This window comes from Pseudomonas sp. A125 (genome assembly GCF_055409485.1).
Genome location: NZ_JBUZVP010000045.1, coordinates 1 through 16,621 on the forward strand (window position 1 = coordinate 1; position 16,621 = coordinate 16,621).

A 16,621-nucleotide genomic window follows, 5' to 3' on the forward strand; every position below is an offset into this window, starting at 1 on the left:
CACACCGAGCCTAGGCGAGGTGCCGACAGGCGGGGCAGAGCGTTTTGGTTACTTTTGCGCTTTTCAAAAGTGACCCGCTGTAAGAGCGGAACCAATAGCCGCCGTTACCTAAATAACGGATATACACCCAACCCTAACCCCGCGCAGCAAACACCCCCCGAGCAATCGACCGGGCCACACAATCAGCCGCCGCCGACCCAATCCGCCCTATTTCCACCTGCCGCCGAGGCCCGTCCGTCACCTCCACCGCCCCCGAGGCCAACGCAAACACCGTATCCCCATCAAACGGCAAATGCGCCGGCCGCACCGCGCGGGCAATCCCGTCCTGGGCCATAATCGCCACCCGCTTGCACTCGGCAACCGTCAACCGCGCCGTACTCGCCACCACGACCAGCGTGGTATTGGCCCCCGCTTGCAGGCGCCCCATGGAATCCAGCCGCGACAACTCCGGCATCGGATCACTGCAATCCATCTCCGTCACCGGCCGCGCCCCACCAAACTCCCCCGCCACCTCCCAAGGCCAGGCCCAGAACGTCTCGCCATCAGGCATGTAGACCGACCCAATCGGGTTGGCCACGACCAAGGCGGCCACGACCAACCCGTCGCCCAGATCCAGGGACGCCGTACCCAGCCCACCTTTCAAAACCCCAGCCATCGCCCCACGCCCAGCCCCGACAGAACCCAGCTCAAAGTCCGCACCGGCATTGGCCAATGCCTCGAACCCCAACCGCCGATACGGCGGCTCCAGGCCCCAATCCTTGTCACCGCCATTGGCCAAATCATGCAACACCGCCGCCGGCACAATAGGTATCGCCGGCGCACCCGGTTTCAAATGCAGCCCAACCTGGTCCTGGGACAACTTCGCCGCCACCGCATCCGCGGCCCCCAGGCCAAACACCGAACCTCCGGCAAACACCAGGGCGTGAAGCTGTCCGACCATGTTCTCCGGCTCCAGCGCCGCGGTTTCACGACCGCCCGGGCCACCGCCGCGAATGTCGATACTGGCCGTCCAGAAACCATCGGGGCGGATCACCGTAACGCCGGTATCGGCGTGCAGGTCTGTAGCGTGGCCAACCTCAAGGCCGGGAATATCAGTGAGGGCGTTACGCGGGCCGGGTCTAGGCATACAGAAAAGCTTCCTTGGGTTCAGGTATGCCGTGGGAAGAGCAAGGGCTGTGCCAAGGAGACGCTCCCCAGCCCCACAGTACGCCGGATAACTCGCGCAAAAATCCGCTGCACAAAAACCAACAGCCTGCCCTCGCGCCTGTTAGAAAAACACCAACCATTGCCCCAGCCGACTGGCAACTCCTTGTTATCCAAGTCTTTTCAGCGATGGCACAGCCTTTGCTCTCCTGCCTCCACCAGAGCTTGAACTCAACAAGCCGACCTCGAACAAGGCTCGTCGCCTAACCACACTGGAGTGCTGCACATCATGAATTCATCACGCGCCGCAGGCCGCCGCCAACCCGGCAAGGCCTTCGCCCATACCCTGTTGTTCCTCGCCGTGTGCGAGGCCGCCAGCTACAGCAGCCTGACCCTCGCCGCCGACGCACCGGCCAGCGACAACCCCCTGGACACCGTCGTGGTGATCGGCAACCGCGGTCAGGCCCGCACCTTGGCCGAGAGCCCGGCACCGGTGGATGTGATTTCCTCCAAGCAACTGCTCGCCACCGGCCAGGGCGACCTGACCCGCGCCTTGAGCAAGGTGCTGCCGTCGCTCAACCAGCCAGCCTCGTCGGGCTTCGGTTCGACCTCCATCGTGCGCCCCATCAGCCTGCGCGGCCTGAACGGCGACCAGGTGCTGGTGCTGGTCAACGGCAAGCGCCGCCACAACAGCGCGCTGCTGAACAACGCCACCTCCCTTAACTCCGGCTCGCAACCGGTGGACCTGGACATGATCCCCACCGCCCTGGTGGATCACATCGAAGTCCTGCGTGACGGTGCCTCGGCGCAGTATGGGTCGGACGCCATCGGCGGCGTGATCAACATCGTGCTCAAGCAAACCGACCACGGCGGCAGTGTGTCCACCACCTACGGCCAGAACTATGAAAACGGCGACGGCGAAACCGTGCGCCAGACCGGCAACGTTGGCCTCGCGCTGCCCAATGACGGCTTTATCAACCTTGCTCTGGACGTGAAAAAACAGAACGTCTCGGACCGTTCCGACGCAGCGCCGTACACCGACAGCGCCGGCAATACCAGCCAGCGCCACACCTACTACGGCACCGGCTTGCCCGAGGCCAAGAACTTCAGCCTGGGTTACAACGCCGAGTTGCCGGTGAGTGATGACCTGACCCTGTATTCGTTCTCTACCTACACCCACCGCAACTCGGAAAAACCCCTGGCCTTCCACCAGCCGGGCAGTTTCAACGGTATCCAGACGCCCTACCCCGAAGGTATCGAAGACAACCTGCGCTTCATTGAAAATGACTTCCAGGTGGCCGCCGGCGGCAAAGGCAAAGTTGCCGACTGGGACTATGACCTGTCCACCACCTATGGCCAGGACCATGCCCAAGCCACGCTTACCGACACCTACAACCTGAGCTACGGACCGAATTCGCCGACCTCGGTGGACACCGGCGTAAAAACCTTCAGCCAGTGGACCAACAACCTTGACCTGACCCGCGCGTTTGACCTTGGGCTGTACAAGCCGACGCAGATTTCCTGGGGCCTGGAACAGCGCTACGAGAGCTACAAGATCGGCAAGGGCGACCTCGCCTCCTACGCCAACGGCCCGTTTGATGTCGGAGCCAACGGCGCGCCGATTGCCCCCGGGACCATCTCCGGTGCCGGTACCACCCCGGCCGACGCCGCCGAAAAAGGCCGCACCAGCGTTGCCGGCTATGGCGAGATAGGCCAGGACTTTACCGACAAATGGCACGTGGACCTCGCCGGGCGCTACGAGCACTACAACGATGGCTCGGGCACCACCACCAACGGCAAGTTCTCCACCCGCTACCAGCTGACACCGATCCTGGCCGTGCGCGGTACCTTCAGCACCGGGTTCCGTGCGCCGTCTTTGGCCCAGCAGATCTACAGCTCCACCTCGCAAACCAGCGTCAACGGCCAGCTGTTCGACTACCGCAACGTCGCGGTGAATTCCGACGTGGCCAAGGCGCTGGGCGCGACCACCCTCAAGCCTGAAAAGTCGACCAACTACAGCCTCGGGCTGACCCTGCAACCCACCGACAACACCAACATCACCCTGGATGCCTACCAGATCGTGATCAAGGACCGCATCGCCCAGACCGGCTACCTGGGCGGCACCCCGCAAATCAGCGCGATCCTCGCCGCAGCCGGGCTCAACCCGAACCAGGCGGTGACCTACTTCACCAACGCCCTCGACACCACCACCCGTGGCGTCGACCTGGTGGGCGACTACCGCCAGGACATCGGTGCCTATGGCAACCTGAAATACAGCGCAGGGTTCAACTGGAACACCACCCAGATCGACTCGATCCACGCCTCGGCCGTGGCCGCCCAGGCCCTCGGCCCGGACGGTGGCTATGACCGCCAGCGCCAGGGCAACCTCAAGTACGGCTTGCCGCAATCCAAACTGCTGCTGGGCACCACCTGGGCCTACAACAAACTTGAAACCAGCCTGAACCTCACCCGCTACGGCTCCTACACCGAGTACGGCACCGCCGAGATCTACGACCGCAGCTTCTCGCCAACCTGGATCACCGACCTGAACATCGACTACCACCTGACCAAGGCCGTGACCCTGAATGCCGGCGCGAACAACCTGTTCAACAAGTACCCGAAACGCACCGACCTGGTGAGCAGCTCCGGCGGCTTCCCGTACGGCACCTTTTCGCCTTACGGCACCACCGGTGGCTACTGGTACACCGGCGTGACGTACAACTTCTGACCCCGCCCGCGGGGCCGGCTCACCAGCCCCGCGCCTGACCTTTTACGGGAGCCTGTCCATGACACGACGTACCGATCAACTCAAACTGGGGGCCTTCCTGGCCAACAGCGGCCACCACGTATCCGCCTGGCGCCACCCGCTGGCACAGGCCGATGCCAGCCTGGATTTCGAGCACTTCAAACACATCGCGCAAACCGCCGAGCGCGGCAAATTCGACGCCCTGTTCGTTGCCGATGTGGTCGCACTGTGGGGGCATCATCACGACGCCCTGAGCCGCACCGCCCGCGCCGAACACTTCGAACCCTTGACCCTGATGGCCGCGCTGGCAGCCGTCACGCGCAATATCGGCCTGATCGCCACCGCCACCACCAGCTACAACGAGCCGTACCATATCGCCCGCAAGTTCGCCTCCCTCGACCACCTGTCCAAAGGTCGCGCGGCCTGGAACCTGGTGACCTCGGTGGTCTCGGATGAAGCCTGGAACTTCGGCCGCGAAACCCATATCGACCATGGCGACCGCTACCAGCGTGCCGAAGAATTCCACGATGTGGTCAAGGGCCTGTGGGACAGCTGGGACGACGACGCCTTCACCCGCGACAAGGCCAGCGGGGAATATTTCGACCCGGCCAAACTGCACACCCTGAACCATCGCGGCGAACATTTTTCCGTACGCGGCCCACTTAACGTCGCTCGCCCGCCCCAAGGCCATCCGGTGCTGGTACAGGCCGGTGCGTCGGAACCGGGCAAGGCACTCGCTGCCCGCGTCGCCGAACTGATTTTTGCGGTCAACCATGACCTGCCCGGTGCCCAGGCGTTCTATCAAGACATCAAGCAACGCGCCACTGCGTTTGGCCGTGACCCCGACCACATCAAGATCCTGCCCGGCGTCACCCCGTTTATCGGTGAAACCCGCGAACAGGCCCAGGCGCTGTTCGACGAGTTCCAGGCCTTGGTAGACCCGGTGCTGGGCCTGCGTTTCCTGGCCGACACCTTGGGTGATGACATCGACCTGTCGGGCCATGACCTCGACGGCCCGCTGCCGGAAACCCCGGTGGGCCAGCGCGGCAGCCGTCGTGACAAACTGCTGGAACTGGCCCGCAGCCAGAACCTGAGCATTCGCCAGCTGTACCTGCACCTGACCGCCGGCAACCCGGTGATCGGCACCGCCGAAGACATCGCCGACTTCTTCGAGCAGTGGTTCGAGGCCCGTGCCTGCGACGGGTTTAATGTGTTCTTCCCGTACTTCCCGGGTGCCATCGACCTGTTTGTCGACCAGGTGATTCCACTGCTGCAGCAACGCGGGTTGTTCCGCACTGAATACGAAGGCACCACCCTGCGCGAAAGCCTCGGACTGCCGCGCCCCGGCAACCGTTTTACCCAAGGGGGGACGAGAGTAGGATGACCAAGTTCTTCGACATGGAGCCCGTGTATGCCCCTTGAGTTCAGTTGGTTGATGCCCCTGTGTACGCCCGACTGGGCGGCGCAGCCGGGGCAGTGGATTCAGCTGGCCCAGGCCGTGGAATACGCCGGCATCGACGGCCTGTGGATCCCCGGCGGCGCGCTGTGTGCCGACAGCCTCGGGGTGGCGGCGGCGTTGTGCGCGCATACCCGGCGGGTGCAGTTGTCGGTCAGCGTGCCGCCGGAAGTCATGCTGCCGGCCGCCCTGGCCACCACCCTGCAAAGCCTGCAATCGATCAGCAGCCACCGGGTGCGCCTGCACTTGCCCGACGGCGAACAAGGCAGCCTGCGCAGCGCGTTTGGCGAATGGCTGAACCGCGACCAGCGCAGCGAACGCATCGGCGAGTACCTGGAGATCCTCCAGCAGTTGCTGGCACCGAATGACGGCGGCCTGGATTATCAGGGCCGCTATTTCCAACTGGAAAACGCCGGCGTCGCCCGCCGCGAACTGCCCGCGCCGCCCCTGGTGCTGGACGACAGCCAAAGCCATGCGCTGGTGGCCGGACACGCCCAGGTCTGCTTGTTGCGGCCCGGGCATCCACAGTGGCTGGCCCAGGAAATACAACGCTGGCACCAGCACCAACCGAGCCTGGCCTTTGCCTGTACCTTCGGCCTGATCATCGGCGACAGCGAGGACCTGGCCTGGGAAACCGCCGCCGCCCTGCTGCCGGCCCAGCACGTGCCCCGCCCCAGCGTCGCCACCGTGCCCCGCGACCGTCATCCGCTGCGTCAGTGGGAGGTCCACCCTAACCTTTTGCAATTGCATCCCGGCCAACCGCTGATCCTGGTGGGCACGCCCCATCAAATCGCTACGCGCCTGCAGGAACTGCACGGCCTGGGCCTTGGCCACATCATCCTGCAAGGCGGCCCGGCGGTCAGCGAGGTGCTGCGCTTCGGAGAACAAGTCCTGCCGCTGCTTTTTCAACACGGCCTGCGCAAGGAGCGCCTGCACCATGAACACTGACGTTCGCCCACCGATCCAGCTCGACTGGTTCCTGCCCACCAATGGCGACGGCCGCCATCTCACCAGCAGCGGCTTGCCCAAGGTCGGGCTGTTCCAGCAAGGCGAACGCGCACCGACCCTCGACTACCTGCGCCAGATCGTGCGGGCCACCGAACAGGCGGGATTCGACGGGATCATGGTGCCCACCGCCAGCGGTTTCGAAGACCCGTGGCTGATTACCGCGGTGCTCGCCCAGGAAGTGCGGCGGCTGAAATTCCTCCTCACCTTGCGCCCCGGCATGGAGCTGCCCGCCTACACGGCCCACCGCGCAGCGACCTTGCAGTTGCTCAGCGAGAATCGCCTGGCGTTGCATGTGGTGACGGGATCCAGCCGTTTTGAGCAGCGTTCGTTGGGGGACTTTCTCGAACACGATGAGCGTTATGCGCGTACTGCGGAGTTTTTGCAGGTGTTCCAGGCAGTGTGGGCCGCAGAGCAGCCAACGCACCCGGGGCGTTACTACCGCAGTGGCATCAGCACGCCCGTTGCGCCGGGCGCGCAAGTGCCGGCGATCTATTTTGGGGGGGCATCGGAGGCGGCTGAACAGGTCGGTGCCGCCCATGGGCAAACTTACCTGATGTGGTGTGAACCACCAATGATGATCGCCGAACGTATTTTGCGCATGCGCGAACTGGCCGCCGCCCGGGACCGCACCTTGCGCTTTGGCCTGCGCCTGCACCTCTTCGCCGATCGCACGGACGAAGCGGCCTGGGCCCATGTGGAACGGTTGCTGGAAGAAATCCCCAAGGACGCCATCGACCAGGCTCAACGGCAAATGGCCAGGTACGAGTCGGTGGGCCAGAACCGCCAGACCGAGTTGATGAAAGGCCGTGGACGCGGCGCGCGCGAGCTGGAGGTTTCAGCCAACCTGTGGGCCGGAGTGGGCCTGGTGCGTGGCGGCGCCGGCACTGCGCTGGTGGGCAGTTATGAGCGGGTGGCGGAGCGAATCGAGGAGTACCACCAGTTGGGGGTGGACAGCTTTATCCTGTCGGGTTTCCCGCACCTGGAAGAGTCGATTCATGTGGGCGCCGAGCTGTTGCCGCTGTTGCGCAGGATTGGCGCCGCCGGGCGCGCCGCCGAGGTGGGCCGGGCGTGAGGTCACGGGTACTTCGGTACCCGCTTGGGCCACCGCGTTTCACACCTGTGAAAGCTTGTGACTTGTTGCCAACAAACCCGTTTCAACCCCCAGCCAGCCCCTAGTATCGAGTCCTCGTGCGCCCCTTCACATGGACTGAACCAATGATCACCCGTCCCGAAAAACCCGCCTCCCCCCGCATCGCCCCACCCACCAACGCGCCCGAGCGCGCCTTCGACGCAGTCCTGAACAAAGCCAGAATCCTTGCCAGTAGCGGCCCGGGCGACAAAACCGTCAAGCCCGAGGACTACAAGGAAGTCACCGCCCTGCCGGCCAAGCTCGACATCGATACGCTCAAGGTCATCGGCGAAGACAAGGACGCCGGGGTGATCTACTTCGAACAGGACGGTGCCAAATACAAGATCAGCGCCGAGGGGGCGGCCAACGCCCAGGACGGTTTCGACGTGTTGAAAAACCTGCGCTTCGGGCATGCCGTGGCCCCCGTCAACCAGGGCGGCCCCAACGAAGGCACCCCGCTCTACACCTTCCTCCAGACCTTGGCCGAAACCCAGGGCACCCCGGCCGGCAAGGCGATTCGCGAAAGCCTGAAAAACCCCGACCAGCAACTGCTGCGCGAGGACGGCGACGGTGTGCGCCTGGCCAATATCAAATCGGTGGGCAAGGCCCAAGACGGCATCCTCAAGGTCAGCCTGGAAAACGGCAAGACCCTGGTCATCTCCGAACTGCTCACGCCGCAGGCGTTCAGCACCTACACCCAGGCCGGGGTAACCAAGCAGGCCTTGAATGACGGCAAGACCAAGGGGTATGAAGCAGTCACCAGCCTGCCTGGAGACCTGGATTTCAGTCAGTTGAAAGTCGTGTCCGAAGACACTGCTGCCGGGGTGATCCTGTTCGAACACCAGGGCCACAAGTATGCGATCAGCAAGTCCGAAGCCGACCTGCCACAACCCGGCGCCGACCTGAGCAACCCCAACCCCAACGCCGGCGGCACCTTCTACAACTTCCTCCACGCCGTGCACGCCAGCGAAGGTTCCCAGGCCTTCGACTACATCAAGAACGCCCAGTCCCTGCCCGGCCAGGAACTGCTGCGCAAGGACGAGGCCAGCTTGAAGCTGGGCGACATCAGCAAGGTCGACGCGCCCATGGACGCGATCCTGGTGGTCAACCAGGCCGACGGTAAACTGCTGGTGGTGTCCAAGGACATCACCCCTGAGGCCTTCGCCGCCTACACCACCAAGGGCCAAACCCTGGCCGGTATCGAAAAGGCCAAGGGCGACGGCTACACCCTCGCCGCCCCGGACGCGTACCTGGCCTCCACTGAAGACATCATGAGCGTGGGCGGTGCCGGTGATTATGGCCCCGGCCTGATCGCCTTCACCCAGCACAAGCCCGGCGGCAGCGAAGAGAAAATCGTGGTGTCGGAAGACAGCAACCCGCAGATGTTCGAACAGATTTGCGGCTACCGCAGCGACATCGCAGCGCAGACCACCGACGTCGACAAGCTGCGCACCGACAACGGCCTGCCGCCCCTCAAGGACGTGTCTGTCGACAACCTGACCACCACCGAGAAAGACGAAAGCGGCAACCCGCTCTCGGTGCAGGACCTGTCGATGAAAACCCTGGTGGACAGCTACCGCGCCGGGGTCAAGGACGGCAGCATCGGCAAGGACGACCCGCGCGCCAAGTTCCTGCGGGCGGTGGAAGCCAAGAGCATGGCCGACAATGGCATGTCGATCATTCCCGAGCACGGTTTTGGCAACCAGGGCATCGCCACCACGCCCATCGACGTGACCTCGCGGGATGTGCGCGACAACATCTTCGACACCAAGGCCATCGACCAGACCATCAACGACCTGCTCGGCGACTCGACCATCCAGCACGACATCAAGGCCAACCACGACGCGGCCCTGGGCAAGGTCGACGGCGGCCAGGCCAAGGTCGATGAGACCAAACAGAAGCTGATCGACAGCACCTCCTCGGAGAACTTCACCCGGTACATCAAGTCCCTGCAAGACAGTGGCAAGACCGAACTGGCCACCCAGGAAATCCAGACCGCCTACACCGCCCTGGCGGATATCGACCCGGCCAAGGCCGACAACTTCCTGCAAAACCTGCAAATCGACGGCTACACCGACGCCGTTGAAAAGCTGATGGACGACCCCACCAAGATCTCTGACGACAACACTGCGCTGGCCACCACCGACAACACCATGGCGATCCTGTCGATGCTCAAGGGCAGCGCCGACGGCCTGCCGCGCCAGGCACTGGGGGTGTATTCGAAGTTCGTCGACCAACTGCTCAAGGACAAAAATGCCGCCGCCGACTTCGGCAAGGCGATGATTTCCCTCGGCGACACCTGGCAAAAGAACGGCGTGATCAGCTTCAGTGACATCGACAAGGCCGTGAGCAAGGAGATCATGCCGGGCCTCAGCGAAGAGAACCGCAGTGCCTTCACGAAGAACCTCAACTTCCTCAAGGACAACGGCGTACTCGGCTCGGTAGGCGGCGCGATCGGCATGGGCCGTATCGTCTACCAACTGGCCGGGCAAGGCGGCAAGCTGGCGGATACGCCGATGAAACGCCTGGGCATCGCCAATGACTTCCTGGGCTTCTTGGGCACCGGCTCGCACTTCGCCACGCTGGGCTTGAAGGTCTACGACAAGTTGCGCGGCACCAACGCCTACAAACTGATGGGCTTCGACCGCTCCCTGCCCGACCTGTGGGCCAAGCCCGGCGAGGGTTACCACGCCCTGCCCAAGGACGCCGAGGCGATACAGAAGAAATACTTCGACATCGTCGACCAGGCCATGGACGACGGCAAGGACGTGGGCAAGGCGCTCAACAGCGGTGGCTGGAGCGACGAAGGCGCGAAAAAGGTCCAGGAAGGTATCGAAAAAGGCATTGCCAGCCGTGGCGGCGTGGCGGGCGCAGGTTTCGGCGCCAAGTTCGCCAGCAGCGCGATCAAGGTGATCGGCATGGCCACCGACGTGGCGGGCGGCGTGATCAGCGTGGTCCAGGCGGCGTTCACCTTGCGTGATGGTGTGCGCGAGAAAGACCCGGTGAAAATCGCCTCGGGTTCACTGTCCATGGCCGGTGGTGTCAGCAGCCTGGTGGGCGCCGCGGGCGGCGTACTGGGCACGCTGGGAGTGACCGGGCGAATCATCCCGTTCCTGGGGCCGGTAGGCTTCTTGATTTCGGGCGCGCTGTCGTTTGTCGGGGCGATTCTGAGCACCGTGCAGTCGCACAAACTGCACAAGATCTCGATGCAGAACTGGAACCAGATTCAGGACTTCAAGCAGGACGGGTTGCTCAAGCCCAACGGGGATGAGGCATATGTGTGGTTGCAGACCTACCTGTCTGACTGGGGCCAACGGGATGCGCCACAGGACCAGAGCATTTTTGATTTTCGCAAGGAAGAATGGGACGCGCGCTCGAGCATTCGTGGGGGCGATCATCGGCGCGATCACCCGGACTTTATCGGGGATGGAAATAACAATAATTCGGAGGACTACAAGTACTCGCTCAAACCGTCGGAATGGACCAACGAGAACCACGACATCATCTGGCGGGTGGGGGATGGGTATGGGGGTGAATACCACGATGTGGACAAGCCCTGACCTAAGCTACTGACACCTGGAAGATAGAATGTCCCAGTGCAATGGCTGTGGTGAGCCGGGCTGTTGTGGTGAGCCGGGCCGCTGTGGTGAGCCGGCTGCTGTGGTGAGCCGGGCTGTTGTGGTGAGCGGGCTTGCCCCGCGCTGGGCTGCGAAGCAGCCCCATCAAGAACAACGCATGTCTCCAGAAAGATTGGGGTGTTTGGTTTTTGGGGCCGCTTCGCAGCCCAGCGCGGGGCAAGCCCGCTCACCACAACAGCCCGGCTCACCACAGCAGCCGGCTCACCACAGCAAGCCCGCTCACCACAACAGCCCCACTCACCACAGCAGCCCCATCGACCACAATCCTGATACCAAGCATCAGATCCAGCAGGCATCCCACAGCGAGTAGTCGCCTACCCGCTCAACCAACCCGGCTCGCAGTGGATTGGCGATGATATAGCGAGCCATTTTGCGAATGTCATCCTCCACCCGCACGGCCCTATCGTGATAGCCCGGCTGCCAAACCCGCTCTTTGCTATGACGGCGCCGATTAATGGTTAACGTGCTGCGGGACTTGGTACGGCGTACTACGTCGGCCAAGGTTTTTTGCTTCAGCTCGAACAACCAATGAATATGATCGGGCATGATCACCCAGGCCAGGGACTCGACCAATCCCGACTCTTGAGCCTGCCGGAACTCGGCAACCAGGAGACGGCCGAGGAATAAATCGTCGAACAGCCGCTGCCGGTGATGGACGACGATGGTGATGAGATAGCTGCGTCCGGGCTCTGAATAACGGCCTTGGCGCAGGCGATGAGATTGGGGGGTGGGACGCATTCCATTGCTCCAGGAAAAGGCTCCTAAAGAGCATTAACCCTAGCGTGCGGTTGCCCGTGAGCCAGCGCCACTTGGTGACTGAATATATCTGATAGGTGATTTCATTGAGCTGAACCCTGCCTCTGAACAGGCTTTCTGTAGTGAGCGGGCTTGCCCCGCGCTGGGCTGCGAAGCAGCCCCATCAAGAACAGCGGAGTCTCCTTTGGGGCTGCTTCGCAGCCCAGCGCGGGGCAAGCCCGCTCACCACAACAGCCCCGGCTCACCACAACAAGCCCGCTCACCACAACAGCCCCGCTCACCACAACAATCCCTGCTCATCACAACGGCCAATCAACACAAGATGTGGTGCTCAGATTAACCGCGCCGCCACCAACCAATCCGCCACCGCCTGAAACGCAGCATCCGGCACAGGATCGCCCGGTACGGTCTTCCTGGCAATCGTCTCCGCCAGGCCCTTGTCCGGCGCCTGCGGTATCCCGAGGTCAAACGCCTCCTGCAACATCCCCAACGCCTCCTCCGGTGAAGCGCGGCACACCACCACCGGCACCGGTGTTTCCCCACGCACATAGCGCACGCCAATCACCCAGCCCTCGGTGGTGCCGATCATCATCGACGCCCGGCCCAACCCCAGTTTGGTGGCCAAAGCCTGCATCTCCTGGCGCTGGCGCCGCCGTTCGCTTTTGATCAGCGGGTCGCCATCAATGTCCTTGCGCTCGCGCTTGGTCTCGCTACGGGTCATTTTCATGTCACGGCCAAACAGCCAGCGCTGCATCAACACGTCTACCCCACCCACCAGGATGAAGGCGGCGAGTACGGTAAACACCAGCGGCTTGAGCACCAGGAAAAACGTCGACTCGATACACCCGGCGCCACATCGCGAAGACTCCATCAACGCCTGTAACGCATGCCGCCCCACTACGTAGAACGCCACGGCCAGCACATGCACCTTGATCAGGCCCTTGATGAACTCCACAAAGTTGCGCAGGGCAAACAGCTTCTTGAAGCCTTCAGCCGGGTTGATGCGCTTGAACTCGGGCTTGATCGGTTCCACGGAAAACACAAAGCCGCGCATGGTGATGATGTTGGTCAAAATCACCACCCCGGTGGTCACCGCCATCACCGGCAGCGTAATGCCGATCACCAGTTGCTCGGCATGGTCCAACACCCGTGGCCACACCGTGGCGAAGGGCTCGATGTAGATCTGTGCAGTGAGGTCGATCAGCGCCGTGACCTGGGCCTGGGCCCGTGGCGCAAGGATGGAGATGCACAGGGTACAAAACAGGATGACCATGCCCGAGACCAGGTCCTGGCTCTTGGCAACCTGGCCCTTTTGGCGCGCGTCCTTGAGCTTTTTGTCCGTGGCCGGCTGGGATTTTTCTTCGCTGGTATCGCCCATGCGCTACTCCATGCCCGCCAGGGTTTTCAGCAGTTCGACGGTACCGCGAAACTCCGCCAGTTGGTCGAGCATCAACGGAATCAGGAAGCCGATGTAGATCACCATCAGGATCGAGAAAAACAGGTTTTTCACCGGCAACGACAGGTCAAAAATATGCAGGTTCGGCGCCATGCGCGACAGGTACGCCAACATCAGGTCGGTGACCAGCAGCGAGATGATCAGCGGCGAGACCATCAGCACCCCGACGCGCATGATCTGGTCGAGAATAGACAGCACCGCCAACAGCGCCGAGCTGGCAAACACCGGGGTAAACGCGGTGACCGGCCATAGCTGGTAGCTGTGGTAATAGCCGTCGACCATCAGGATAAAACCGCCGGACATGAAGAACAGCGTGATCAACATCACCGTCAGCAAGGTCGACATCACACTCGACTCGCCGGTAGACAGCGGGTCTACCAGTTGCGCCATGGTCGAGCCGCGCTGCAGGTCGATCAACTCCCCCGCCACTTCCGCCGCCCAGAACGGTATGCCGAACAGCAGGCCGATCAAGATGCCGATCAGGAACTCCTTGATCAGCAACCCGGCGATAAACAGGCTGCCGTGGTTGGGCATCGAGGTCATGGCGTCGAACACCGGCATGAACATCGGAATTGAAATGGCCACGGCCACGCACCCCCGAATCATTCCGGTAAGCCCGAGGCGGTTGAACGCCGGGGTGATCACCACCACGCCCATGGCCCGGCAGGCCGCCAGCGAGGCCGAGCTGATCACCGGGTAGGCGACTTCCAGAAACTGCGCGGTAAGGCTGGCATCCATGGGCAGTCAGCGCGTCCACAAGGGGAAATTGTCCAGCACCTGGCTGCCGAGTTCCGCCACTTGCCCGGCGAGCACCGGACCCAGGAATACGATGGTCAGCAACACCGCCACCAGCTTCACCACCTGGGGCAGGGTCTGGTCCTGGATCTGCGTCAGCGCCTGGAACAGGCCCACGCTCAAGCCGACGATGATCGCCACCCCCAATGCCGGCGCGGAGAGCATCAGCACGGTCATCAGTGCCTGTTTCATCAATGACAGGAAAACGTCCTGGCCCATGGGTCGTGCCTCAGCCGTAACTCAGAATCAAACCGTGCATCAGGCGCGACCAGCCGCTCAATGACACGAACAGGAAGATTTTCAGCGGGATCGAAATCAGGTTCGGCGAGACCATCGACATGCCCATCGCCATCAACACGTTGGACACCAGCAAGTCCACCACCAGGAACGGGATGTACAGCAGGAACCCGATCTCGAAGGCCCGGGTCAGCTCCGAACTGACAAACGCCGGGATCAGCACCACCAGGTCGTCATCCCGCAGGTCGGCACGGGCTTCCGGCGACCAGATAGTCTCGGTGGCCTGCACAAAAAAGCCGCGCTCGGACTCGTTGGCAAACCGTGCCAGGTGCGCCTGCAACGGTGGGCGCAAAGCGTCGCCGAGGTCCTTGAGTTGCTCGACATGTTCAATGTTGAGGTCGCGCCCTTCCACCTGGCGGTACATGTCGCCAATCAACGGCGTGGTGACGTACACCGACAGAATCAACGCGATGCCGTACAGCACCAGGTTCGGCGGCGTCTGCTGCACGCCCAGGGCGTTGCGGATCAGGAACAGCACCACCGAGATTTTCATGAAGCCGGTGAGGGTCACCACCGCCAACGGGATCAACCCGATGGTGGCGACCACCAGGATGATCTCGATCAGGTTCGGCTGATAACCGGTCATGGGGTGGCGAAACTCAGCAGGCGCACGCCCAGGCCGTCACCGATTTTCACCAGTTGGCCCTGACCGACGCGACGGCCGTTGACCATCAAGTCGACGCCATCCACGGTTGGGGTATTGAGTTGCAGCAAGCTGCCCGCGCCCAGCTCCCGCAGTTGCGCCAGGGTCAGTTCCAGGCTGCCGACCTGGCACACCAGCTTGAGGGGCAAATCGTCCAGGGCCGCGGCGGCATCGACGTCAGTCATTGTGTTCTCCATGTCCAGAAGGGGCGATTTCAAAGGTTCCTGTAGCTGCAGCGACGAGCCATCGCGCTGGCAGCGGGCTTGCAGGCGGCCCTCAAGGTCCAGCAGCAAGCCGCTGCCGGGTTCGAGCATCAGCACATCGCCGGGCTGCAAGCTGCGCAATTCGCCAAGGGTCAGCCATTGCTGCCCGGTAAGTACCGAGAGGGTCTGGCGCAGCGCGGGCAACGGGTCGGCTTCAACGCGGCCGTGCTGCTCCAGCAGCTGCGCCACCAGCAACGCGGCGCTTTCGCTGAGGTCCAGTTGGGCAGCCATTGGAGGGTTGTTGCCAAAGGTCAGGGTCAGCGCCAGGTGCACGGGGTAAGGGCGCGGGTCTGCGCTGGTTTCAAGCAATTGCACCGGATGGCCGAGCAACGGTTCAAGGCGCTCGATCAGGTCCAGCACGGCCAATTCAAGCAGCAACGAGCGCGGCAATGACGGCAGTACTTGCGCATCGAACTGCAACGCCAACGGCACCAGCACCTGCTCCAGGGCGGCGGCTGACAGACGCAGGCGCACTGGCGATTGCCCGAGCAACAACTGCACATCGCGGGGCGTTTTCAGCGGTTGGGGACCGGCAGCCCAGGCGACGCGCAAATCCTGCCCGGCGCAGCGACCCTGCCACGCGTGGCGCCGGCGATGCAGTTGGTTATGTACCGTGAGCAGCGCCGGGTCGTAGTGTTCCAGCCACGGCGCCAATGGGTCGGCAAGGGCTACGATCATGTGCCGAGCCCTTGTTCTTCACGCAGTTCGCCGGCCACCCGTTCATTGTTTTCGCGCCCCTCCAGCAGGCTTTGCCAGGCGTCGGACTGGCGTTGGCGGCTCAGGCGTTCCTGGCGGAACAGCTCACGCTCGCGCTCCTGGGTTCGCAGGGTATGGGATACGTGGCTGACGTCGCCCTCGAGCAGTTGCTCATCGTCGGACAAGCCCCGCAGGCGATCCTGGGCCGCCTGCCAACTGGCCACCGACAGGCCTTCGGTCAGCGAGGCGTAGATCTGGCCGGCTTCATGGGCGATCGCTTCGCGGTGCAGGCGCAGTTGTTCCTTCGCGTCGGTCAGGGCGCCATGGGTTTGCACGCAGCGCTGCTGTTGCGCCGCCAACTGGCTGGCTGCCCGTTGCTCGCGCAGCACCCGCAGGGTTTGCAGGGTGCGCAGTTGTTCGGTCTTCATAAGGTTTTCTCCATCGTCATACCAACACCACACTCGCTGAGTGCATGCAGATCGAATGTGGGAGCTGTCGAGCCCCGGCGAGGCTGCGAAAGCGGTGGGTCAGGTAACATCAATGTCGGCTGCGCTGACGCCATCGCAGGCTCGCTAAAGCTCGACAGCTCCCACAC

At 63.0% G+C, this 16,621-nt stretch carries 13 protein-coding genes; 5 read left to right on the top strand and 8 right to left on the bottom strand.

The window, feature by feature from the left end; translation table 11 throughout:
• Positions 1–133: 133 nt before the first annotated feature.
• Positions 134–1,126, bottom strand: coding sequence for a P1 family peptidase (locus ACZRN6_RS34130; RefSeq protein ID WP_322146046.1), 993 nt, complete (start codon positions 1,124–1,126; stop codon positions 134–136).
• Between the two features lie 306 nt (positions 1,127–1,432).
• Between ACZRN6_RS34130 and ACZRN6_RS34135 the strand changes: the two genes are divergently transcribed.
• The 5 genes from ACZRN6_RS34135 (at position 1,433) to ACZRN6_RS34155 (ending at position 11,042) form a co-directional block, all read left to right on the top strand.
• A complete protein-coding gene (locus ACZRN6_RS34135; RefSeq protein WP_464009858.1) occupies positions 1,433–3,871 on the top strand; it encodes a TonB-dependent receptor plug domain-containing protein in 2,439 nt (812 codons plus the stop codon).
• A 58-nt stretch (positions 3,872–3,929) separates the two neighbouring features.
• Positions 3,930–5,273: an LLM class flavin-dependent oxidoreductase gene (locus ACZRN6_RS34140; RefSeq protein ID WP_464009859.1), complete on the top strand. Its 1,344-nt coding sequence runs from the start codon at positions 3,930–3,932 to the stop codon at positions 5,271–5,273.
• A 27-nt stretch (positions 5,274–5,300) separates the two neighbouring features.
• A complete protein-coding gene (locus ACZRN6_RS34145; protein WP_464009860.1) occupies positions 5,301–6,293 on the top strand; it encodes an LLM class flavin-dependent oxidoreductase in 993 nt (330 codons plus the stop codon).
• On the top strand, positions 6,283–7,425 hold the full coding sequence (locus tag ACZRN6_RS34150; protein ID WP_464009861.1) for an LLM class flavin-dependent oxidoreductase: 1,143 nt from the start codon (positions 6,283–6,285) through the stop codon (positions 7,423–7,425). Before ACZRN6_RS34145 ends, ACZRN6_RS34150 begins: the two co-directional genes overlap by 11 nt.
• Before the next feature lie 143 nt (positions 7,426–7,568).
• Positions 7,569–11,042 carry a hypothetical protein gene (locus ACZRN6_RS34155; RefSeq protein ID WP_464009862.1) on the top strand — a complete coding sequence of 1,158 codons (3,474 nt, stop codon included), beginning with the start codon at positions 7,569–7,571 and terminating at the stop codon, positions 11,040–11,042.
• A 357-nt stretch (positions 11,043–11,399) separates the two neighbouring features.
• On the opposite strand, the gene ACZRN6_RS34160 is transcribed toward ACZRN6_RS34155, so the two are convergent.
• The 7 genes from ACZRN6_RS34160 to ACZRN6_RS34190 all read right to left on the bottom strand — a co-directional run bounded on the left by ACZRN6_RS34160 (position 11,400) and on the right by ACZRN6_RS34190 (position 16,454).
• The gene (locus tag ACZRN6_RS34160; protein WP_464009863.1) at positions 11,400–11,858 is read right to left on the bottom strand and encodes an REP-associated tyrosine transposase; all 459 of its coding nucleotides are present in this window, start codon (positions 11,856–11,858) and stop codon (positions 11,400–11,402) included.
• A gap of 349 nt (positions 11,859–12,207) precedes the next feature.
• Positions 12,208–13,254, bottom strand: a complete 1,047-nt coding sequence (locus tag ACZRN6_RS34165; protein ID WP_322146053.1) for an EscU/YscU/HrcU family type III secretion system export apparatus switch protein — start codon at positions 13,252–13,254, stop codon at positions 12,208–12,210.
• Between the two features lie 3 nt (positions 13,255–13,257).
• On the bottom strand, positions 13,258–14,070 hold the full coding sequence (sctT, locus tag ACZRN6_RS34170; RefSeq protein ID WP_003208312.1) for a type III secretion system export apparatus subunit SctT: 813 nt from the start codon (positions 14,068–14,070) through the stop codon (positions 13,258–13,260).
• A gap of 6 nt (positions 14,071–14,076) precedes the next feature.
• On the bottom strand, positions 14,077–14,346 hold the full coding sequence (gene sctS / locus ACZRN6_RS34175; protein WP_003208314.1) for a type III secretion system export apparatus subunit SctS: 270 nt from the start codon (positions 14,344–14,346) through the stop codon (positions 14,077–14,079).
• A 10-nt stretch (positions 14,347–14,356) separates the two neighbouring features.
• The gene (sctR, locus tag ACZRN6_RS34180) at positions 14,357–15,010 is read right to left on the bottom strand and encodes a type III secretion system export apparatus subunit SctR (protein ID WP_003208316.1); all 654 of its coding nucleotides are present in this window, start codon (positions 15,008–15,010) and stop codon (positions 14,357–14,359) included.
• The gene (gene sctQ, locus ACZRN6_RS34185; protein ID WP_322146054.1) at positions 15,007–16,008 is read right to left on the bottom strand and encodes a type III secretion system cytoplasmic ring protein SctQ; all 1,002 of its coding nucleotides are present in this window, start codon (positions 16,006–16,008) and stop codon (positions 15,007–15,009) included. The genes sctR and sctQ overlap by 4 nt, the downstream gene beginning before the upstream one ends.
• Positions 16,005–16,454, bottom strand: a complete 450-nt coding sequence (locus ACZRN6_RS34190) for a hypothetical protein (RefSeq protein ID WP_464009864.1) — start codon at positions 16,452–16,454, stop codon at positions 16,005–16,007. Before ACZRN6_RS34190 ends, sctQ begins: the two co-directional genes overlap by 4 nt.
• Positions 16,455–16,621: the final 167 nt, after the last annotated feature.